At 55.9% G+C, this 19,677-nt stretch carries 20 protein-coding genes; 8 read left to right on the top strand and 12 right to left on the bottom strand.

The window, feature by feature from the left end; all coding sequences use genetic code 11:
- Positions 1 to 11: 11 nt before the first annotated feature.
- On the top strand, positions 12 to 854 hold the full coding sequence (gene fghA / locus M2406_RS01365; RefSeq protein WP_259188193.1) for an S-formylglutathione hydrolase: 843 nt from the start codon (positions 12 to 14) through the stop codon (positions 852 to 854).
- Between the two features lie 284 nt (positions 855 to 1,138).
- Here fghA and M2406_RS01360 read toward each other — a convergent pair whose 3' ends face one another.
- From M2406_RS01360 to M2406_RS01330, 7 genes are all read right to left on the bottom strand, one after another.
- Entirely contained in the window at positions 1,139 to 1,477 is a 339-nt protein-coding gene (locus M2406_RS01360) for a hypothetical protein (protein WP_259188191.1), read from the bottom strand.
- Positions 1,478 to 1,706: 229 nt separating this feature from the next.
- Positions 1,707 to 2,615 (bottom strand): glutathione ABC transporter permease GsiD, encoded by a 909-nt coding sequence (gene gsiD / locus M2406_RS01355; protein ID WP_259188189.1) that lies wholly within the window; start codon positions 2,613 to 2,615, stop codon positions 1,707 to 1,709.
- Positions 2,616 to 2,624: 9 nt separating this feature from the next.
- On the bottom strand, positions 2,625 to 3,545 hold the full coding sequence (gene gsiC / locus M2406_RS01350; RefSeq protein ID WP_259188188.1) for a glutathione ABC transporter permease GsiC: 921 nt from the start codon (positions 3,543 to 3,545) through the stop codon (positions 2,625 to 2,627).
- Between the two features lie 50 nt (positions 3,546 to 3,595).
- The gene (gsiB, locus tag M2406_RS01345; RefSeq protein WP_012005984.1) at positions 3,596 to 5,134 is read right to left on the bottom strand and encodes a glutathione ABC transporter substrate-binding protein GsiB; all 1,539 of its coding nucleotides are present in this window, start codon (positions 5,132 to 5,134) and stop codon (positions 3,596 to 3,598) included.
- Between the two features lie 23 nt (positions 5,135 to 5,157).
- Positions 5,158 to 7,035 (bottom strand): dipeptide ABC transporter ATP-binding protein, encoded by a 1,878-nt coding sequence (locus M2406_RS01340; protein ID WP_259188186.1) that lies wholly within the window; start codon positions 7,033 to 7,035, stop codon positions 5,158 to 5,160.
- Between the two features lie 18 nt (positions 7,036 to 7,053).
- Positions 7,054 to 7,998: an isoaspartyl peptidase/L-asparaginase family protein gene (locus tag M2406_RS01335; RefSeq protein WP_112362689.1), complete on the bottom strand. Its 945-nt coding sequence runs from the start codon at positions 7,996 to 7,998 to the stop codon at positions 7,054 to 7,056.
- A 344-nt stretch (positions 7,999 to 8,342) separates the two neighbouring features.
- Positions 8,343 to 8,879, bottom strand: a complete 537-nt coding sequence (locus M2406_RS01330; RefSeq protein WP_259188184.1) for a DUF924 family protein — start codon at positions 8,877 to 8,879, stop codon at positions 8,343 to 8,345.
- 94 nt (positions 8,880 to 8,973) lie between these two features.
- Between M2406_RS01330 and moeA the strand changes: the two genes are divergently transcribed.
- On the top strand, positions 8,974 to 10,212 hold the full coding sequence (gene moeA, locus M2406_RS01325; RefSeq protein WP_259188181.1) for a molybdopterin molybdotransferase MoeA: 1,239 nt from the start codon (positions 8,974 to 8,976) through the stop codon (positions 10,210 to 10,212).
- Positions 10,213 to 10,214: 2 nt separating this feature from the next.
- Positions 10,215 to 10,970 carry a molybdopterin-synthase adenylyltransferase MoeB gene (gene moeB / locus M2406_RS01320; RefSeq protein WP_012005979.1) on the top strand — a complete coding sequence of 252 codons (756 nt, stop codon included), beginning with the start codon at positions 10,215 to 10,217 and terminating at the stop codon, positions 10,968 to 10,970.
- A 56-nt stretch (positions 10,971 to 11,026) separates the two neighbouring features.
- Here moeB and M2406_RS01315 read toward each other — a convergent pair whose 3' ends face one another.
- From M2406_RS01315 to cynR, 3 genes are all read right to left on the bottom strand, one after another.
- Positions 11,027 to 12,619 carry an ABC-F family ATPase gene (locus tag M2406_RS01315; RefSeq protein WP_026142274.1) on the bottom strand — a complete coding sequence of 531 codons (1,593 nt, stop codon included), beginning with the start codon at positions 12,617 to 12,619 and terminating at the stop codon, positions 11,027 to 11,029.
- A gap of 191 nt (positions 12,620 to 12,810) precedes the next feature.
- Positions 12,811 to 13,227 carry an MchS3 family protein gene (gene mchS3 / locus M2406_RS01310; protein WP_259188171.1) on the bottom strand — a complete coding sequence of 139 codons (417 nt, stop codon included), beginning with the start codon at positions 13,225 to 13,227 and terminating at the stop codon, positions 12,811 to 12,813.
- 24 nt (positions 13,228 to 13,251) lie between these two features.
- Complete coding sequence (gene cynR / locus M2406_RS01305) at positions 13,252 to 14,154, bottom strand: transcriptional regulator CynR (RefSeq protein WP_259188169.1); 903 nt, start codon at positions 14,152 to 14,154, stop codon at positions 13,252 to 13,254.
- 114 nt (positions 14,155 to 14,268) lie between these two features.
- Here cynR and M2406_RS01300 point away from each other — a divergent pair, with 114 nt between their 5' ends.
- The 3 genes from M2406_RS01300 (at position 14,269) to M2406_RS01290 (ending at position 15,908) form a co-directional block, all read left to right on the top strand.
- On the top strand, positions 14,269 to 14,922 hold the full coding sequence (locus tag M2406_RS01300; RefSeq protein WP_012005967.1) for a carbonic anhydrase: 654 nt from the start codon (positions 14,269 to 14,271) through the stop codon (positions 14,920 to 14,922).
- A gap of 21 nt (positions 14,923 to 14,943) precedes the next feature.
- On the top strand, positions 14,944 to 15,414 hold the full coding sequence (cynS, locus tag M2406_RS01295; RefSeq protein ID WP_259188166.1) for a cyanase: 471 nt from the start codon (positions 14,944 to 14,946) through the stop codon (positions 15,412 to 15,414).
- Positions 15,415 to 15,650: 236 nt separating this feature from the next.
- Complete coding sequence (locus M2406_RS01290) at positions 15,651 to 15,908, top strand: YjhX family toxin (RefSeq protein WP_259188164.1); 258 nt, start codon at positions 15,651 to 15,653, stop codon at positions 15,906 to 15,908.
- 193 nt (positions 15,909 to 16,101) lie between these two features.
- Here the strand turns inward: M2406_RS01290 and M2406_RS01285 are convergent, their stop codons facing one another.
- Positions 16,102 to 16,593, bottom strand: a complete 492-nt coding sequence (locus M2406_RS01285) for an ATP-binding protein (protein ID WP_017892149.1) — start codon at positions 16,591 to 16,593, stop codon at positions 16,102 to 16,104.
- 173 nt (positions 16,594 to 16,766) lie between these two features.
- Entirely contained in the window at positions 16,767 to 17,114 is a 348-nt protein-coding gene (locus tag M2406_RS01280; protein WP_017892148.1) for an antibiotic biosynthesis monooxygenase, read from the bottom strand.
- Between the two features lie 199 nt (positions 17,115 to 17,313).
- On the opposite strand from M2406_RS01280, the gene M2406_RS01275 reads away from it, so the two are divergent.
- Together M2406_RS01275 and phoA are read left to right on the top strand one after the other, a co-directional pair.
- Positions 17,314 to 18,021, top strand: coding sequence for a glutathione S-transferase N-terminal domain-containing protein (locus M2406_RS01275; RefSeq protein WP_012005962.1), 708 nt, complete (start codon positions 17,314 to 17,316; stop codon positions 18,019 to 18,021).
- Between the two features lie 137 nt (positions 18,022 to 18,158).
- Positions 18,159 to 19,586, top strand: a complete 1,428-nt coding sequence (gene phoA, locus M2406_RS01270; protein WP_259188162.1) for an alkaline phosphatase — start codon at positions 18,159 to 18,161, stop codon at positions 19,584 to 19,586.
- The last annotated feature ends 91 nt before the right edge of the window (positions 19,587 to 19,677 follow it).

Here is a 19,677-nt window from a genome sequence, read left to right as displayed (position 1 = left end):
AGGAGGCAGAGATGACCTTGTCATTAGAACTTCTCGAAGAGCACCGTATGTTCGGCGGCTGGCAACAGCGTTATCGCCATGCGGCGCAGAGCCTGAATTGCAACATGACTTTCAGCATCTATCTGCCGCCCCCGCGCGATGATAACCCGCCGCCAGTGCTGTACTGGCTGTCGGGGCTGACCTGCAATGATGAAAACTTCACGCTGAAGGCCGGCGCGCAGCGTATCGCCGCCGAGCTGGGGTTGGTGCTGGTGATGGCCGATACCAGCCCGCGTGGCGACGATGTGCCCAATGATGAAGGCTATGACCTGGGCCAGGGTGCCGGTTTTTATTTGAACGCCACCCAGGCGCCGTGGGGCAAGCACTTTCGCATGTATGATTACATCAGCGACGAGTTACCGGCGCTGATTAATCAGCACTTCAGCGTCAGCGATCGCCAGTCGATCTTCGGTCACTCAATGGGCGGCCACGGCGCACTGGTAATGGCGTTTCGCAATCCGCAGCGTTTCCGCTCGGTGTCGGCCTTTGCGCCCATCGTTAACCCCTGTCAGGTTCCATGGGGACGTAAAGCCTTTGCCGCCTATTTGGGCAATGATGAAAGCCAGTGGCTGCAGTATGACAGTTGCCACCTGCTGGCCAACGGCGCGGAAAAAATGCCGGTGCTGGTGGATCAGGGTGATGACGATCAGTTCCTGGCGGATCAACTGCAACCGGCGAAGCTGGCCGAACTGGCGCGCCAGCGCGACTGGCCGCTAACCCTGCGCATCCAACCGGGCTACGACCACAGCTATTTCACCATCGCCAGCTTTATCGAAGACCATCTGCGCTTCCACGCCGAACATCTGTTCCGCTGATCGGCCCGAACCGCTTGCGATAGTCAGTATCGCAAGCGGTTATTCTTCCTGATAACACACTCAGTTAACGCTCTCGTCCAGTGAACCAATAATAAACATCTTCAAACCAGGTTAATAAGGCTTTGGTGCCGATCACTGTAATCACCGCAATTGCAACATCCACATAACTATTACATGGTTTCATAATTAGCAGTGATGAATACTCGATTAAAGAGAATGAAATAAATATCCAAAGGGCTATAAAAATGCAGTCTTTCATTTGCACGTCCATGTGAAAAAATCCATTACCAACGGCACTGACCATTCACACTATTAGGGTTATTATTTCCTCCAAGTGGATCCTGTCCTCCCGCTCGCCCTCTGTAAGGACTATTATCTGCACAAGACACGGCAGCTTTTAATCCTCCAAGAATAGCACCGGCAACCATTATCGCTGGATGGCCAGGTTTCCTTATCGCCCCACCAATAACACCAAGAATAATGTCCGTACCCACTTTATTTGCACAGGTATTAGGTGCGCCACCATAGTGACCGCCACCTCCGCCTCGGCCTTCATAGCCCGAGTCAGCATTTCCTCCTGAAATCAAAGCCAGATCCTGTGTTGTTAGCTCTCTAATTGTCATATTATTCACTCCATGAATTAAACTTATCGAACCTAAATAGCCAGATTGATGTGAAACATAGCAATAGTATAATTAGATAAATTAAATGCAAACACTTTTAAATAAAACTAAGACATAGTGATAAAATAAAAATTAGCGCACTGGGTATATTTACCGAATGCACTAACATGTCACAGTTAATTAAACGATTAACACCCCGCATATTAACCGCTATTAATTTGACCTTATTCTATCCTTTTAATCTCGGATCCAGCGCGTCGCGCAGCCCATCGCCCAGTAGGTTGAACGCCAGTACGGTGATGAATATTGCCAGACTGGGGAAAATCGCCACGTGCGGCGCCATCACCATGTCCGCCCGCGCCTCATTGAGCATAGCCCCCCACTCCGGCGTTGGTGGCTGCGCGCCCAGGCCGAGGAATGACAGGCTGGCGGCGGTAATGATCGAGGTGCCGATACGCATGGTAAAATACACCACAATCGACGAAATCGTCCCCGGCAGTATATGTCGCAGGATGATGGTCCAGTCGGAAGCCCCGATGCTGCGCGCCGACTCGATATAGGTCAGGTGCTTCAATACCAGCGTATTACCACGCACCAGCCGGGCAAACGCCGGAATGCTGAAAATCGCCACCGCAATGATCACGTTGGACATACCGCTGCCCATAATCGCCACCACGCCAATCGCCAATAAAATACCGGGAAAGGCAAACAGCACGTCACAGATACGCATGGTGATACGGTCCCACCAGCCCTCATAATAACCGGCCAACAGGCCCAGCAGCGTGCCGATCAGCCCGCCGACCAGCACCGAGAACACCCCGGCGGCCAGCGAAATACGAGCGCCCATCAGAATGCGGCTGAAAATATCTCGCCCAAGGGAATCTACCCCCAACCAGTGCACCAGCGAAGGGCCTTCGTTCAGGCGGTCGTAATCAAAGTAGTTTTCCGCATCAAACGGCACCAGGTAAGGTGCCAATAACGCGGCAACCACCAGCAACAGCACCAACAGCCCGGCGACCAGCGCCACCCGTTGTTGGCGGAACCGCCGCCAGAACTCATGCCACGGTGTGCGCACCGCGTTAGGGTTAATCGTCGGCATCGCCTTCATTGCGGCGTTGCGTCGCCAATGCTTAATCATCCCGCGTCCTCATTTGTAGCGTATCGCCGGGTTAATTGCCGCATACAGCAGGTCCACCAACAGGTTAATCAGAATAAACTCCAGCGAGAACAGCAAAACCTCGGCCTGGATCACCGGATAGTCGCGCATCTCCACCGAGTCGACCAGCAGCCTGCCCAGCCCTGGCCAGTTGAAGACCTTTTCCACCACGATCGAGCCGCCGAGTAAAAAGCCGAACTGTAGCCCCATCATGGTGACCACCGGGATCATCGCATTGCGCAGGCCATGCTTCACCACCACCAGGGTTTCCGGCACGCCCTTGGCTCGCGCGGTGCGCATATAGTCTTCCTGCAGCACCTCAACGAACGAGGCACGGGTAAAACGCGCCATCACCGCTGCAACCGCCGCCCCCAGCGTGATGGAGGGCAAAATATAATGCCGCCAGCTGTCGGCGCCCACCGTCGGTAACCAGCCCAGATTGACCGAGAACACCTGCATCAGCAGCATACCCAGCGCAAAAGCGGGGAATGAAATGCCGGAGACCGCCAGCGCCATACCAATACGATCCGGCCAGCGGTTGCGCCAAACGGCAGACAACATACCGATGCCCATACCGAAGAGCGTCGCCCACAGCATGCTGGTCAGCGTCAGCCACAGGGTCGGCAGAAAGCGCGAGCCAATCTCTTCGCTTACCGGCCGTTTGGAAACCATCGAGGTGCCAAAATCCCCCTGCAGAGCATTGACAAAAAAATGCACGAACTGCTGCGGTAGCGGCTTGTCCAGCCCCAGATCCTTACGCACCAGTTGCACCACCGCCTCGTCGGCCTCCGGCCCCGCCGCCAACCGTGCCGGATCGCCGGGCAGTAGATGGACAAACAAAAACACCAGCACCGCGACAATCAGCAGCGTCGGGATCAGGCCCAGCAGCCGTTTCAGAAAATAATTAAGCATCTCGGGTGAATCCCCTCACCCCGCCCTCAGTGAGAGCGGGGATTGGCGCCTTATTTAAGGTCAGCGTTATCAAAGTTGAACGAAGTATCCGGCATCACATAGAAACCGCTCAGCTGCTTGTTATTGGCCGACAGCAGGCGTTCGGTTGCCAGGAAGATCCATGGCGCATCAGCCCAGATACGATCCTGCGCGTCCTTGTACAACTTCTGCTTTTCGGCGCGATCGGTGGTCGCCAGCGCGCCGGTCAGATCCTTGTCCACCTGCGGGTTACTGTAGAACGCGGTGTTGAACTGCTTGGGAGGTGCCGCCTGAGTAGAGAACAGCGGTGACAGCGCCCAGTCCGCCTCGCCGGTCGACGCGGACCAACCGGTATAGAACATGCGCACACCGGTGTCTTTCACCCCAACGCTTTCAACCTGTGCCGCACGCTGACCGGCATCCATCGCGGTCAGCGTCACTTTCACCCCAACCTGCGCCAACTGCTGTTGGGCAAACTGCAGCACTTTCTGCGCGGTACTGTGGTTATGGGACGACCATAAAGTGGTAGTGAAACCGTTCGGATAACCGGCCTCTTTCAGCAGTTCGCGCGCTTTGGCCGGATCGTATGGCCAGGGCTTATAACGCGTGGCGAAGTCAATCGCCGGCGGCACCGGGCCTTCTGCCGGTACTGCGTAGCCGGCGAACGCTACCTTGATCAGCGCATCTTTGTTGATGGCGTAGTTCAGCGCCTGGCGTACTTTCAGGTTATCAAACGGCTTCTGGGTGACATTCAGGCTGATATAGCGTTGCAGAATCGACGGCGCAGCCACCAGATCAAGCTTGGCATTACCTTCCAGCACCTTGGCCTGCTCATAAGGGATCGGGAAGGCAAAAGTGGCCTCGCCGGTCTGCAGCATCGCCGCACGGGTATTGTTATCGACGATCGGGCGCCAGGTGATGCTGTCGAGCTTCGGTAATCCCGGCTTCCAATAGCCGTCAAACTTCTTCACCTTAACGAAATCGGTCTGGTTCCAGGTCACAAACTGATAAGGGCCGGTGCCCACCGGATGGAAACCAATCTCTTTGCCATACTGCTTTAGCGCCGCCGGGGAAATGATCACCGCCGCCGGGTGCGCCAGGTTGTTGATAAACGCCGAGAATGGCGCTTTCAGCACGATTTTCACCGTAGTAGCATCCACCACCTCGGTTTTATCGATCATTTTGAACAGGTTGTAACGTTTGAGGTGGTTGTCCGGGTTGCTGGCGCGATCCAGGTTCACCTTCACCGCTTCGGCGTTAAACTCGGTACCGTCATGGAATTTCACCCCCGGATGCAGTTTGACAGTGTAAGTCAGGCCATCCGGACTCACCTCATAGCTGTCCGCCAGCACGTTCACCAGCTTCATGTCCTTGTCGAAACCGAACAGGCCCTGATAGAAAGATTTGGCCACGGCCTGCGACAGCGTGTCGTTGGCATCATAGGGGTCAAGCGTGGTGAAGTTGGACGCGACGGCGATCACCGCATCTTTCGCCGCCCAGGCCGGGCCTGCGCCCACTGCCGCCAACAGCACGACGGCCGCCAATGCCTTACGTTTGAATGTGTGCTTCATGGTGCTTGCATCTCCTGAGGTCATTAAAAGGCACCGGCGATCGGATGACGGGCAACAAAGTGCCCGGGGCCAACCTGCACCAGCGGTGCGGTAACGGGTTCATCGCCCAGCGCACGGATCGGGCTGGGAATTTCATCGACCAGCAGCGGCTGGCGTTTATGCGCATGGGCCGGATCGGCCACCGGCACGGCCGCCATCAGCTTGCGGGTGTAGGCATGCTGCGGGTTATCAAACACGGCGCGGCGCGGGCCAATTTCGACAATCTGCCCGAGGTACATCACCGCAACGCGATGACTGATGCGCTCCACCACCGCCATATCATGGGAAATAAACAGAAAGGCAATGCCAAGCTCCCGCTGTAAATCGAGCAGCAGATTAACGATTTGTGCCTGAATCGACACGTCGAGCGCCGACACCGATTCGTCGGCGATCACCACTTTAGGGTTGAGTGCCAGGGCGCGCGCAATGCAGATACGCTGCCGCTGCCCGCCGGAAAACTCATGCGGGTAACGACGTGCGTGTTCGGGTTTCAGCCCGACGCGTTCCAGCAGCCAATCGACCCGCTCTTGCGCCGCCTTGCCGCGCGCCACGTTATGCACCAGCAAGGGCTCCATAATCGAAAAGCCGACGGTCAGACGCGGATCGAGCGAAGCGTAAGGATCCTGAAAGATAAACTGGATATCCCGCCGCAGGTGCTGCAACGCCGGGCCTTTCAACTGATTAATCTGGCGGCCGTCAAAGGTAATGGTGCCGCGCTGGCTATCCACCAGCTTCAGCAAGGAACGACCAGTGGTGGACTTGCCGCAGCCGGATTCCCCCACCAGCCCCAAAGTTTCGCCGGGGTAGAGGTCAAAACTGACGTTTTCCACCGCGTGCACCCGGCGGGTAACCCGGTTGAGGATGCCGCTACGCAGATCAAAGCGCGTCACCAAATTCTCCACCCGCAGGATCGGCGCCGCACCGGGCGGGACGGTATCCTGCGGCCCGCCATTGTCCGCACCGTTCGGCAGCGGGAATTTGGCCGGAAAGTCCTGGGTCGCCATCGAACCGAGTTTTGGTACCGCGGCCAGCAGTGCCTGGGTATAGGGCTGTTGCGGGGCGGCAAACAGCTCGCGCACCGGCCCCTGCTCCACCCGTTCCCCCTGACGCATCACCAATACCCGGTCGGCAATTTCTGCCACCACGCCCATGTCGTGGGTGATGAAAATCACCCCCATCTGCATTTCCTGCTGCAGCACGCGGATGAGCTGCAGGATCTGCGCCTGAATGGTGACGTCCAATGCGGTTGTAGGTTCGTCGGCAATCAATAGCGCCGGCTTGCAAGACAGTGCCATGGCGATCATCACTCGCTGACGCATACCGCCAGACAGCTGGTGCGGATAGCGGTTAAGCACGTCTTTGGCTTCGGGAATGCGCACCAGATCAAGCATCTGCAAAGCGGCCTGTTTGGCCGCCCGATGGTCCATCGCCTGGTGCAGGCGCAGAGATTCGGCGATCTGCTCGCCCACCGGAAACACCGGGTTCAGCGAGGTCATCGGCTCCTGAAAGATCATCGCCATATCGGCACCGCGCACCCTGCGTAGCGTACCCTGATGGGCACGAACCAAATCGAGCACCTCGCCGTTACGCCGACGAAAAGACATGGTACCGCTGACGATGTTGCCACCGCCCTGTTCGACCAGCCGCATCAATGCCAGAGAAGTGACAGACTTGCCCGAACCGGATTCACCGACGATCGCCAGCGTCTCGCCGCGATCGAGATCGAATGACAGGTTGCGCACCGCATCCAGGGTCTCGCCCTGTTGATGAAACTGAACGCTCAGATCGCGCACCGACAGCACGCGCTGCGGCGGTAGCCACAACCCCGACTCGGCCGTGGGCGACATTAAGGTCTCGGTCATGCACCCTCCTGGTTACGGTTAGCGATAAATCCCTACGGACGGCGCATCGCCGACATAACCAAAACCGCGGTACATCCCCTCGCTGTTAAACGGCAGCGCCACGTTGCCCTGGCTGTCGATGGCAATCATGCCGCCGCTACCGCCCATCGCCAGCAGTTTTTCCATTACCACCCGGTCGCTGGCCTGCTGCAGGCTGAGGCCGGCGTATTCCATCAGCGCGGAAACGTCATAGGCCGATACGCCACGCATGAATATTTCGCCGGTACCGGTGCTGGACACCGCCACGGTGGCGTTGTTGGCATAACAACCGGCGCCGATGATCGGCGTATCGCCCACCCGACCGGCCTGTTTGTTGGTCATGCCACCGGTCGATGTCGCCGCCGCCAAATTGCCCAAAGCATCCAGCGCCACCGCACCGACGGTACCGAACTTCCTGTCGGGATCGATCGGCTCAGCGCCATCGTGATCGAGCAATACTCGGCCCTGCTCCGCCTGAGCGCGGTGCAACTGGTCAAAACGTTGTTGGGTAAAGAAGAAATCGGGGGTAACCATTTCAAGACCGTGGGCCGCGGCAAACTTTTCAGCGCCCTCACCGGCAAACAACACATGCTGGCTGTTTTCCAGCACCGCGCGTGCGGCCAGTATCGGGTTGCGTATCCGGCTGACGCCCGCCACCGCGCCGGCATCGCAGGTGCGCCCGTCCATCACGCAGGCGTCCAGCTCATGGGTACCCTGATGAGTAAACACCGAGCCTTTGCCGGCATTAAATAACGGGCACTCCTCCAGCAAGCGCACGGCTTCGGTCACCGCATCCAATGCGTTGCCGCCCTGGGCCAGGATCTGCTGACCTGCGGCAACAATGCCGGATAACGCCTGGATATACTCCTGTTCCTTTTCCGCACTCAGCGCCGAGCGGGTAATTGCGCCCGCGCCGCCATGAATGGCAATCACTGGTTTGCTCATATGCCTGACACCCTGTGTTAATCCCGTACCCTTCCGGGCTGATAATTAATTATTTTTTCTTTTCCCGACTATATTTAGCCCTGCATTCTATGTAAAGCATTAAGTCAACGCTCAGCATTCAGCGTAGTTCGCTTAGATTATTTCGCACATTGAAATAGCTTAATGGAATAAAAACAGAGAGTTATAACAGCATAAAAAAGCCATAAATAACGATTGGGATTTTTGGTAAAAGCAGCGAGGGGATAGACAACTATTACCCTGAGAAATAACCGATAGCTCTGAACATTTAACTTTCACAGGTTCAACCTGCTGTTTTTTAGCAGGCTGAACGCAGATGATAATATTTAGAACCCGGAACCCGGCAGCAACAGAAATTCCTCTTCTTCCGCGGTTGAGACACGACCTAATATCGCATTACGGTGCGGGTAGCGGCCAAAACGGTCAATAATGGCCTTATGCCGCAATTCAAACTCCAACTGGTCGCCATTATCCAGCTCGGTATACAACGCCAGCGCCTGCTGATGGATCAGCGCCGATTCCGAATGCATAAACGGCAAATAGAGAAAGCCCCGTTGTTCTTTACTGAGTTGCTCACACTGCCCGCTGCGGATCGCTTCTTGCGCCAATACCAGCGCCATGCGATCGCTGGCAAATGAACGCGGCGTGCCACGGAACAGGTTGCGGCTGAACTGGTCGAGCACAATCACCTCCGCCAGTCGCCCCTCAATGGTTTCTCGCCAGTGCGCCAACTCCCCGGCGGCGGCGGCCTGCCAGATCTGGCCAAAGCGCGTATGCAGCAGGCGATCGAATTCGTCATCCTTTTTGAACCACAAAGCCGGTTCGATCTCGTCAAACCAAAAGTCTAATACCTGTCTGTGCATCACTGCCTCCTGTTGTTTACATCAGCATAGCATCCTTCATAATACCCCCACATTGCCGCTATTTATCGCGCACCCTGATTACGGAGTTCCCCCGATGGATCATTGCCATACTTCCGATCTCATTTCCCTGGAGCAGGCGCTGGAGAAGATGCTCAGCCAGCTCTCCCCCCTGCAGCAGACCGAATCCATTGCCCTGACCGCCGCCGCAGGCCGCATTACCGCCGCACCGGTCATTTCACCGATTGACGTGCCGCCGTTCGCCAATTCGGCTATGGACGGTTACGCCGTGCGCCTGGCAGATTTGCAAGCCAATGCGCCGTTGCCGGTGGCGGGCAAAGCCTTTGCCGGTGCGCCATTTGATGGCAACTGGCCGGCCAATACCTGCATACGCATTATGACCGGCGCCCCTGTCCCGGTCGGTGCCGAAGCAGTGATCATGCAGGAACAGGCCGAGCTGAGTGATGCAGGCGTGCGCTTTACGGCCGAAGTACAAGCCGGGCAAAATATTCGTCTGGCCGGGGAAGATATTCGCCAGGGCGCAGGCGTGTTAGCCGCAGGCATCAGGCTGGGTGCCGCGCAATTGCCTCTGCTGGCCTCGCTCGGCGTTGCCGAAGTCCAGGTTATGCGCAAACTGAAAGTCGCGGTGTTCTCTACCGGCGACGAATTACAACCGGTCGGCCAGCCGTTGCAGGCCGGGCAAATCTACGATACCAATCGCTTTGCGGTGCGCCTGATGCTGGAACAGCTGGGCTGCGAGGTGATCGATCTGGGCATTATCCGCGACAATCAAGAAGCGCTGCGCGCCGCTTTCGAGCAGGCGGACAGCCAGGCCGACGTGGTGATCAGCAGCGGTGGCGTTTCGGTCGGTGAAGCCGACTACACCAAGCAGATGCTGGATGAACTGGGCGAAGTCAGCTTCTGGAAGCTGGCGATCAAACCGGGTAAGCCTTTTGCCTTCGGCAAGCTGAAACACGCCTGGTTCTGTGGCCTGCCGGGCAACCCGGTTTCTGCCGCCCTGACCTTCTACCAACTGGTGCAACCGCTGCTGGCAAAACTGGCCGGCCACAGCGACTGGCAGTTGCCACCGCGTCTGCAAGCACGCGCATTGACGCCGTTGAAGAAAGCACCGGGCCGTCTCGATTTCCAGCGCGGCGTCTTTAGCAGTAACGCCTATGGCGAGTTGGAAGTCAGCAGCACCGGCCATCAAGGCTCGCACATCTTCAGTTCGTTCAGTCAGGGTAACTGTTTTATCGTACTGGAGCGCGATCGCGGTTCCGTAGCGGTGGGTGAAAAGGTGGAAATTGAGCCTTTCAACGCCCTGCTGAGGAGCTAAGCATGCTGCCGGAATTAACCGATGCCGAAACATTGCGCTATAACCGCCAGATTATCCTGCGTGGTTTCGACTTCGACGGTCAGGAAAAGCTGAAAGCCGCACGGGTAATGATTGTTGGCCTGGGTGGCTTGGGTTGCGCCGCCGCGCCCTATTTGGCTGCCGCAGGGGTGGGTCATCTGACGCTGGTTGATTTCGACACCGTTTCGCTCTCCAACCTGCAACGCCAGATCCTGCACCGCGACGCGCGCATTGGCATGGCGAAGGTTGATTCGGCGCGTATCGAACTGAGCGCCATCAATCCGCATATCCATATTGATGCCGTTGACCGGCAACTGGACGATGAACAGATGGCGGCACAGATTGCCGCCAACGATCTGGTGCTGGACTGTACCGACAACGTGGCAACGCGCGATCTGCTCAACCGCCTGTGCCATGCGCAGCGCAAACCGCTGGTGTCCGGCGCGGCGATCCGTATGGAAGGGCAACTCAGCGTCTTCACTTACCAGGCCAATGAACCTTGCTACCGCTGCCTGAGCCGGTTATTCGGCGACAACGCCCTGACCTGCGTCGAGGCCGGTGTGATGGCACCGCTGGTGGGCACCATCGGCACTCTGCAGGCTATCGAGGCCATCAAACTGCTGACGCAATACGGCCAGCCGCTTACCGGCAAACTGCTGATGTTTGACGCCATGACCATGCAGTTCCGTGAGATGAAGCTGCCGAAGGATCCGCAGTGCGAGGTGTGTGGCGGGGAATAGCAGACACAAAAAAGGCGGGAATATTAGCTCCCGCCTTTTTAATGCCGTAACAGAAGTTACACGATACCCTGGCTACGCAGATAGTCTTCGTAGTTGCCGGTAAAGTCGATAACCTTGGTCGGCGTCATTTCCAGTACGCGGGTCGCCAGCGAGCTGACGAACTCACGGTCGTGGGAAACGAAGATCAGGGTGCCTTCGTACATTTCCAACGCCATGTTCAGCGACTCGATGGATTCCATATCCAGGTGGTTAGTCGGTTCATCCATAATCAGGATGTTAGGGCGCTGCATCATCAGCTTGCCGAACAGCATACGGCCCTTTTCACCACCAGACAGCACCTTAACTTTCTTCTTGATGTCGTCCTGGCTGAACAGCAAACGCCCCAGCACGCTGCGAACGGCCTGCTCGTCGTCCTTTTCCTGCTTCCACTGACTCATCCAATCGAATACCGTCAGGGTGTCATCGAACTCGTATTCGTGATCCTGCGCGTAGTAACCGATCTTGGCGTTTTCAGACCATTTCACGCTGCCGCTGTCCGGCTGTGCATCGCCAACCAGGGTTTTCAGCAAGGTAGACTTACCGACACCGTTCGGGCCCAGCACCGCCACTTTCTCGCCCACTTCAACCATCAGGTTGAGCTTGCTGAACAGTGGACCGTTGTCGAAACCTTTGGTCAGCGCTTCCACTTCCAGCGCGTTACGGAACAGTTTTTTGTCCTGATCGAAACGGATGAACGGGTTCTGGCGGCTTGAAGCCTTCACTTCTTCCAGCTGGATCTTGTCTATCTGGCGGGCGCGTGAAGTGGCCTGTTTGGATTTGGAGGCGTTGGCGCTGAAGCGGCTGACAAACGACTGCAGTTCGTTAATCTGTGCCTTCTTCTTGGCGTTATCCGCCATCAGACGTTCACGCGATTGCGTGGCCGCCGTCATGTATTCGTCATAGTTGCCCGGATACACGCGCAGTTCGCCGTAGTCCAGATCCGCCATGTGAGTACACACCATGTTCAGGAAGTGACGGTCGTGCGAAATGATAACCATGGTGCTGTTACGCTCGTTCAGCACCTGCTCCAGCCAGCGAATGGTATCGATGTCCAGGTTGTTGGTCGGTTCGTCGAGCAGCAGGATTTCCGGATCGGAGAACAGGGCCTGCGCCAGCAACACACGCAGCTTAAAGCCCGGCGCGATTTCGCTCATCGGGCCATAATGCTGTTCGACCGGGATGCCAACACCGAGCAGCAGCTCGCCGGCACGCGCTTCGGCGGTGTAACCGTCCATTTCGCCGTAAGCCACTTCCAGATCGGCCACTTTATAGCCGTCTTCTTCGCTCATTTCGGCCATAGCGTAAATACGGTCACGCTCTTCTTTCACTGCCCACAGTTCATGGTGACCCATGATAACGGTGTCCAGCACGCTGTATTGCTCAAAAGCGAACTGATCCTGACGCAGTTTACCCAGACGCTCGTTCGGATCGAGGAACACGTTGCCGCCGCTCGGTACCAGATCGCCGCCCAGGATTTTCATAAAGGTGGATTTGCCGCAGCCGTTGGCCCCGATCAAACCATAGCGGTTACCGCCACCAAATTTTACAGAGATGTTTTCAAACAGCGGCTTACTGCCAAACTGCATAGTAATGTTGTTAGTGCTTAACACAGCGCTCGCTCTTCATATCATTAGGAATGTGATTTGGCGCGCATTATGCCATAACGGGCAACAGAGATCGCGGGAAGTTTCGGTGACAATTTGAGCAATGGTGCGGTGGCAGAAAAAGCCAGACACTGCGCGGTGCCTTGAGGCCGGAGGCAGTAAATCCCATCCGGCGGATTGAAGGGGAATTAATACATTCACCAGCAGCCATGTTTTAAGATATTGAAATAGACCTCTTTAAAATTTTCTGTCCTTAAAATATCCCCTTTCAATACCGAAACCTGTTTATCCCACTCTTGGGCGAAATCGGCTTCGCCGTTATTGTTATTTAGTTTTTTTAAGCCACAGGCAGCATAAAGTTTAGCTTCTGGCGTTGCCTGCGGATTTTTGGCAATACGCAAGAAAATCTCCCCCGCATCCTGATAGGTTAGGATTCTTATTAGCTCGGTCTCGCCAACGCTGCCAATACCAACAAACCCATTCATTCCCAAAGAGAAATCGCTGACTTTGGATAAAACATTTTCTGTCTCTTCGCGGCTTTGCTCAGCGGCATAGCCGGAGAGGGAACAGAAAGAAACAACAAGCAAAGCCACAACGCGCAAAATCATTTTCATAAAAATTTCTCTATTCAAGCGGTTTTATACCGGGTTGGCATGTGTCGACATAAAAGCCTGCTGATGTAAAACCGCAACAAACGCCTGCGATGCCGCGCTGCGGTAAGCGCTTTTGCGTTGCAGTAATACCGCCCGACGCGCTGGCAGGGCAACGGCAAGTTGTACCGACCGCAACTGCGGATCCGCCTGGGCGATCGCCGCCGGTAGAATGGTGGCAAGCTGACCACGGCGCACAATCTCGAGGATAGCACCAATCGCATTGGCTTCTACCGCCACCCACGGGCAGATACTCTGCTGGCGACAATAACCGTCGATGAACTGACGGGTAGCAAAATCTTCGCTCAGTAAAGCCAGGGGTTGCCGTTCAAGCTCTTCCGCCGTCAAAGGATGTTGCCGTTGGGCCAAAAGATGATCTGCGCCAACCACCATATTCAACGATTCACTAAACAGGTCGTTGGCCTCGATATCTGGCGACTGCGCCTGGCCAAAAGCAATACCCAAATCCAACTGATCCTCCGCCAGCAACGCCTCGATTCTGTCCTGAGTCATTTCTTGAATACTTAGCGATATACCCGGATAACGCCGATAAAAGGCATCGATAACCGGGCCAACCAGGTAGGCGCTAAAGGTCGGCGTCATTGCCAACCTCAAATTGCCGCGCTCCAGCGTCGCCACATCATGGATCGCGCGCGCACCTTCGTCCAGATCCTGTAATGCCCGGCGGGCATAGCGCATCCAGGCCGCACCGGCATCGGTCAGGCGCACGGTTCGGCCACTGCGATCCAACAGCGGCGTACCCAGCGTTTCCTCCAGCTGTTTGATTTGCTGTGACAGCGTGGGCTGCGAAACGTGCAGCACTTCGGCAGCGCGGGTGAAGTTGCCCTGCTCGGCAACGGCCAGAAAATAACGAATATGTCGCAACAGCATAGCACCCCTACTATTAGTAATGCCTATAGCTATCATTATAAATGGGTCTTAGACCCTATAGCCAGAGCGGCGCAAGATACGTCCATCGCTTAACAGCACCCAGATGGAGGCAGTATGAAAGAGGTTATTGAAGGCTTTTTGAAGTTCCAGCGTGAGGCGTTTGTCGAACGCACGGCACTGTTCCAGCGGCTGGCGACCCAGCAGAGCCCACGCACCCTGTTTATCTCCTGTTCCGACAGCCGCCTGGTGCCGGAACTGATTACCCAGCGCGAACCGGGCGACCTGTTTGTGATCCGCAATGCCGGCAATATCGTGCCTTCGTTCGGCCCGGAGCCGGGTGGCGTCTCCGCATCAGTAGAATATGCCGTCTCTGCACTCGGCGTTGAAGATATCGTGATCTGCGGACATTCCGACTGTGGCGCAATGACCGCCATCGCCACCTGCCAGTGTCTGCAACATATGCCGACCGTGGCTAACTGGCTGCGCTATGCCGACTCCGCCAAGGTGGTCAATCAGGCTTATCAGCATGCATCCGAAAACGAGAAAGTCAGTTCGATGGTGCGTGAGAACGTCATCGCACAGCTGAACAATATCAAGACCCACCCGTCGGTGGCACTGGCGCTTGAACAAGGGCGGTTGAAGCTGCACGGTTGGGTGTATGACATCGCCAGCGGCGGCATTGAAGCGCTGGATGGCGAAACCCGCCGTTTTATTCCGCTGGCAACCAATCCTGAGGTCACGGCAACCCCTGCCGTATCTCGCTTTTAATTTCATTTATAAGGAAACAATATGACTCAGTCACTGCACTACTCATCCCCGCGCGAAACCCTGACCGACACCATTATGATGGCCAAGATCCGCAAAAACCTGACCTTCGAAGCGATTAACCAGGGTACTGGCCTGAGTCTGGCGTTCGTCACCGCCGCCCTGCTGGGCCAGCATCCGCTGCCGGAACAGGCCGCCCGCGTGGTGGCAGAGAAGCTGGATCTGGATGAAGATGCGATACGCCTGCTACAAACCATTCCGCTGCGCGGCAGCATCCCCGGCGGCGTGCCGACCGACCCGACCATTTATCGTTTCTACGAAATGGTGCAAATCTACGGCTCCACGCTGAAAGCCCTGGTGCATGAGCAGTTTGGCGACGGCATTATCAGCGCGATCAACTTCAAACTGGATATCAAAAAAGTGCCGGATCCAGAGGGTGGAGAACGCGCGGTAATCACCCTCGACGGTAAGTACCTGCCGACCAAACCTTTCTGATAACCCGATTGCCGATGGCTGTGCCGCCGTCGGCAAATTGACAACCTCATAATCCTTGGCTAAATTAACTGCGCTTTAACGCCTTTCTGGCGTTTATCACTACCCGAGGCCTGTATGTTGGAGATTGTAGCAACCCGATAGTCACTTCCTTGCCATTTTGGCAGGAGGTTCTGACGTATCCGACACGCATTTGCGTGGGGATGCGCGTATCTGGGTTTACTGCAGGATTTTCCAACATGAACATTTCCAAAGCGGAACAACGCGTGCTGCACGTGTTGGCCAAAGGCGGCTATATCGCATTCACCCGTGATGACGCGGGGCGTGTGACCCACGTTCAATGCTTGACCCGCGAAGGGTTAGGTCTGGCCGATTGCTCCCTGGCCGTCTTCACCAAGCTCAAAACCAAGCGCCTGATCCTTTCCCGCCAGGGACGCCCTTATCGCGTCACTATCAACGGGCTTAAGGCCGTACGCGCGCAATTGGATAACCGCTAATCATTTTTATCGGCCGGGTTTATGCTCGGCCTATTTCATCCTTATTTATTTGGATACCGCTATTTCCAGGTGCTGCCATTCGGCGGCGGCAGGCTACCTCAGGGCACGGTCGCCTTCCACCCTGCATTTGACGCTACAGAATAAAGCTAACCAAGGCAGCGCCCAAATAAGGGCCTGCCTTATTACGGAATGCTCAGGAATAGCGGATAACGGCCAAACACTCTTCTTCTGAGGGGGGAACAAAATACTGAGTAAGCAGATCGAATGTCTCTTCGCTTAACGTAAAGGGATGGTCGCCCTGCTCATTTCTGATCTTTATCCGGCTCTTGCACTGCGCATCACTAACATCCAAAAAGTGCAGGCAATGCTCAACGCCAGCCAGCTCGGCTAATTGCCTTGCCCACAACCGCCGATCGGGCGTATTCATCGGAAAATCCAACACCACCGACAGCCCATGACCCAACAGTTGTACAATATGCTCACTCAACGCTTGGCGCAGTCGGGCGGAATAACGCACGTAGTCTTGCAGAGTCGTCATCTGCTGTTCATACAATGTCGCCAGCCAACTGTCTTCAGCCAGTAACAATGTGTGGGATTGCTGCGAAAGGTTCTTCGCCAACGTCGACTTGCCGGAACCGGCTTTACCGCACATCAAGTGTAAAACGGCGGGGGGATGGTTCTTCATAAGTGCCTCCTGGGGATATTGCCAGTCGGAGGACCTTTTGCCCCGCCTGACTGGCGGGGTTTCGCTTAAAACAGACGCGCTATCCCACCACTCTGTGAATGGTGATAATAATCTGCGCGAATGCAAAACGGTTTCTGTTCATCTGTTATCAATAAGATAAACCCCAGGGGCTGTCAATCGGCGTGATAGCCGCGGCTGTCCTGCGGCACCTGATCCCGCTGATCCAGACCATAATCCCGTACCACCTCCGCTACCCGCAGGCGGTACTGTGCCAACACCCCATGGCGACCACGCTTTTGTGCGGCGCGGTGCTGTTCGATGTTCCGCCACTGCTGCACTGCGGCTTCATCACGCCAAAAAGACAGTGACAGCAGCCGCTGCGGATCGGCCAGGCTTTGGAAGCGTTCAATCGAAATAAACCCGTCAATTTCTGCCAACAGTGGCTTCAATTCGGCCGCCAATTCAAGATAGGTTTCGCGCTGGCCGTCAGCGGCCTGCAATTCAAAAATAACGGCAATCATAGGAAGCTCCTGTCAGAGGGATATCACCTATCCTAACGCTAACCCTGTTGCCATGCTTCGTCTAATTGCCGCCGGGAAGAAAGCGCTGAAAGCACATTTTGACCTCACGGTTTAACCTCACAACAGGTTAGTTTTGGTGCAATACTCAATACTCAATACTCAATACTCAATACGCAAACCGTCAACCCGAGGACTCGTCATGCTCGACCAAACCCAATTTCCGATCGTCAAACGCTGGCCCGCTCAGCACCCGGAAAGACTACAGCTTTACTCATTGCCAACGCCCAATGGTGTCAAGGTCTCCATCATGCTGGAAGAAATAGGTCTGGCTTATGAACCGCACCTGATCGACATTGGCAACAACGAAACCTGGACGCCGGAATTTCTGTCACTGAACCCGAACGGCAAGATCCCCTCGATCATCGATCCCAACGGCCCGGACGGTAAGCCGCTGGCGCTGTTTGAATCCGGCGCTATCCTGCTGTACCTGGCGGAAAAAAGCGGCAAATTCCTGCCGCAGGATCCTGCCCTGCGCTACGAAACCATCCAGTGGGTATTTTTCCAGATGGCGGCGGTGGGCCCGATGTTCGGTCAAGTCGGCTTCTTTCACAAATTCGCCGGTCGCGAATATGAGGATAAACGTCCGCTGGAACGCTATAAAAATGAATCCAAACGCCTGCTCGGCGTGCTGGAAACCCGGCTTGAAGGCCGTGACTGGATCATGGGGCAGGATTACAGCATCGCCGATATTTCATTGCTGGGCTGGGTACGTAACCTGATCGGCTTTTATGAAGCCCGTGAGTTGGTCGAGTTCGATAGTTTCCCGCGGGTAGGACAATGGCTGGAGCGCGGTCTGGCCCGTCCGGCAGTACAACGCGGCCTGAATATTCCCGCCCGCAGTGAATAATGGATAGCCTGGGATAGCCGCCCGGCTATCCTTTTATCCCCAATTACCGTCATAAAAGTGTCACACCTCTGCACTACTCTCCCTGCGTAACAAACTGATGCTATTTATATTTTTTTATTACGACAAGGAGCTTTCCCATGCTGCAGCCAGTTTCTTTGATCGCCGGCGCCGTGTTATCCGCCTTACTCTGTTCCGCCGCCTTCGCCGATGAAACCCCGGTCAATACCGCCAGCCTTTACGAACGTGCGGCACGCGGCAACATCGTGGAGCCCGGTGGCGCACGCCGTCTGAGTGGCGATCAAACGGCCGCGTTGAAGGCTTCTTTGTCTGACAAAACGGTCAAAAACGTGATTTTATTGATCGGCGATGGCATGGGTGATTCGGAAATCACCTCGGCGCGTAACTACGCCGAAGGGGCGGGCGGCTATTTTAAAGGCATTGATGCCCTGCCGCTGACCGGTCAATACACCCATTACTCACTGGACAAGAAAACCCACAAACCGGATTACGTCACCGACTCCGCCGCCTCGGCGACCGCATGGTCAACCGGTGTAAAAACCTATAACGGCGCACTGGGCGTTGACGTCAACGGCAAAGACCAGCCAACACTGCTGGAAATCGCCAAGGCCGCGGGTAAAGCCACCGGGAATGTGTCCACCGCCGAACTGCAGGACGCCACACCGGCGGCGCAAATTTCCCATGTCACCTCGCGTAAATGTTACGGCCCGGAAGAAACCAGCGAAAAATGTGCCACCAACGCGCTGGAAAACGGCGGCCGTGGCTCCATCAGTGAGCAGTTGCTGAAGGCTCGCGCCGACGTCACGCTGGGCGGTGGGGCAAAATCCTTTAATCAGCTGGCAAAAAGCGGCGAATGGCAGGGAAAATCGCTGAAAGAACAGGCAGCCGCTCTGGGTTATCAGTGGGTCGAAAACCTCGATGCTCTGAACGCCGTCAGCGTAGCCAACCAGCAGAAACCGCTGCTCGGGCTGTTTGCCGCCGGTAATATGCCAGTGCGCTGGCAAGGGCCGAAAGCCACTTATCACGGCAATATCGACCAGCCTGCGGTGACCTGTGAAAATAATCCGGCACGCACTGCGGATATCCCGACGCTGGCGGCGATGACTGAAAAAGCCATCGACCTGCTGAAAACCAACCAAAACGGCTTCTTCCTGCAGATTGAAGGCGCGTCGATCGACAAACAGGATCATGCTGCCAACCCGTGCGGCCAGTTTGGTGAAACTGTCGATCTGGATGAAGCGGTTCAGAAAGCCCTGGCATTCGCCCGCGCAGATGGCAACACCCTGGTGATAGTCACCGCCGACCATGCTCATTCCAGCCAGATTATCGCCGCCGACGCCAAGGCTCCTGGCCTGACGCAAACGCTGACCACCAAAGATGGCGCACCGATGACCATCAGCTACGGCAATTCAGAAGAAGATTCGCAGGGGCACACCGGGACTCAATTGCGGGTGGCGGCTTACGGTCCACATGCCGCCAATGTGGTTGGCCTGACCGATCAGACGGATCTGTTCTATACCATGCGTGATGCGATGGCGATTAAGTAAGTTAATAACCTGGCAACTGATTAAGCCGACCCTATTCGTCCCTGCTCTTGCAAGTGATGAATAGGGTTTTCACCGCTTCGCCCAAAACTGC

The sequence above is a fragment of the Serratia sp. BIGb0163 genome (assembly GCF_024809935.1).
GTDB classification, from domain to species: Bacteria; Pseudomonadota; Gammaproteobacteria; order Enterobacterales; family Enterobacteriaceae; genus Serratia; species Serratia quinivorans.
The sequence above is the reverse complement of the archived record's forward strand: the minus strand, read 5'-3'. Positions and strand labels throughout refer to the sequence as shown.

Excerpts from the sequence above, each read along its gene's own strand:
- gsiD (WP_259188189.1), bottom strand. The coding sequence starts at position 2,615 with ATGATTAAGCATTGGCGACGCAACGCCGCAATGAAGGCGATGCCGACG.
- moeA (WP_259188181.1), top strand. The coding sequence starts at position 8,974 with ATGGATCATTGCCATACTTCCGATCTCATTTCCCTGGAGCAGGCGCTG.
- M2406_RS01300 (WP_012005967.1), top strand. The coding sequence starts at position 14,269 with ATGAAAGAGGTTATTGAAGGCTTTTTGAAGTTCCAGCGTGAGGCGTTT.
- M2406_RS01280 (WP_017892148.1), bottom strand. The coding sequence starts at position 17,114 with ATGATTGCCGTTATTTTTGAATTGCAGGCCGCTGACGGCCAGCGCGAA.
- fghA (WP_259188193.1), top strand. The coding sequence starts at position 12 with ATGACCTTGTCATTAGAACTTCTCGAAGAGCACCGTATGTTCGGCGGC.
- M2406_RS01360 (WP_259188191.1), bottom strand. The coding sequence starts at position 1,477 with ATGACAATTAGAGAGCTAACAACACAGGATCTGGCTTTGATTTCAGGA.
- M2406_RS01335 (WP_112362689.1), bottom strand. The coding sequence starts at position 7,998 with ATGAGCAAACCAGTGATTGCCATTCATGGCGGCGCGGGCGCAATTACC.
- M2406_RS01330 (WP_259188184.1), bottom strand. The coding sequence starts at position 8,879 with ATGCACAGACAGGTATTAGACTTTTGGTTTGACGAGATCGAACCGGCT.
- phoA (WP_259188162.1), top strand. The coding sequence starts at position 18,159 with ATGCTGCAGCCAGTTTCTTTGATCGCCGGCGCCGTGTTATCCGCCTTA.
- M2406_RS01275 (WP_012005962.1), top strand. The coding sequence starts at position 17,314 with ATGCTCGACCAAACCCAATTTCCGATCGTCAAACGCTGGCCCGCTCAG.
- M2406_RS01290 (WP_259188164.1), top strand. The coding sequence starts at position 15,651 with ATGAACATTTCCAAAGCGGAACAACGCGTGCTGCACGTGTTGGCCAAA.
- M2406_RS01285 (WP_017892149.1), bottom strand. The coding sequence starts at position 16,593 with ATGAAGAACCATCCCCCCGCCGTTTTACACTTGATGTGCGGTAAAGCC.
- M2406_RS01340 (WP_259188186.1), bottom strand. The coding sequence starts at position 7,035 with ATGACCGAGACCTTAATGTCGCCCACGGCCGAGTCGGGGTTGTGGCTA.
- cynS (WP_259188166.1), top strand. The coding sequence starts at position 14,944 with ATGACTCAGTCACTGCACTACTCATCCCCGCGCGAAACCCTGACCGAC.
- mchS3 (WP_259188171.1), bottom strand. The coding sequence starts at position 13,227 with ATGAAAATGATTTTGCGCGTTGTGGCTTTGCTTGTTGTTTCTTTCTGT.
- gsiB (WP_012005984.1), bottom strand. The coding sequence starts at position 5,134 with ATGAAGCACACATTCAAACGTAAGGCATTGGCGGCCGTCGTGCTGTTG.
- gsiC (WP_259188188.1), bottom strand. The coding sequence starts at position 3,545 with ATGCTTAATTATTTTCTGAAACGGCTGCTGGGCCTGATCCCGACGCTG.
- cynR (WP_259188169.1), bottom strand. The coding sequence starts at position 14,154 with ATGCTGTTGCGACATATTCGTTATTTTCTGGCCGTTGCCGAGCAGGGC.
- moeB (WP_012005979.1), top strand. The coding sequence starts at position 10,215 with ATGCTGCCGGAATTAACCGATGCCGAAACATTGCGCTATAACCGCCAG.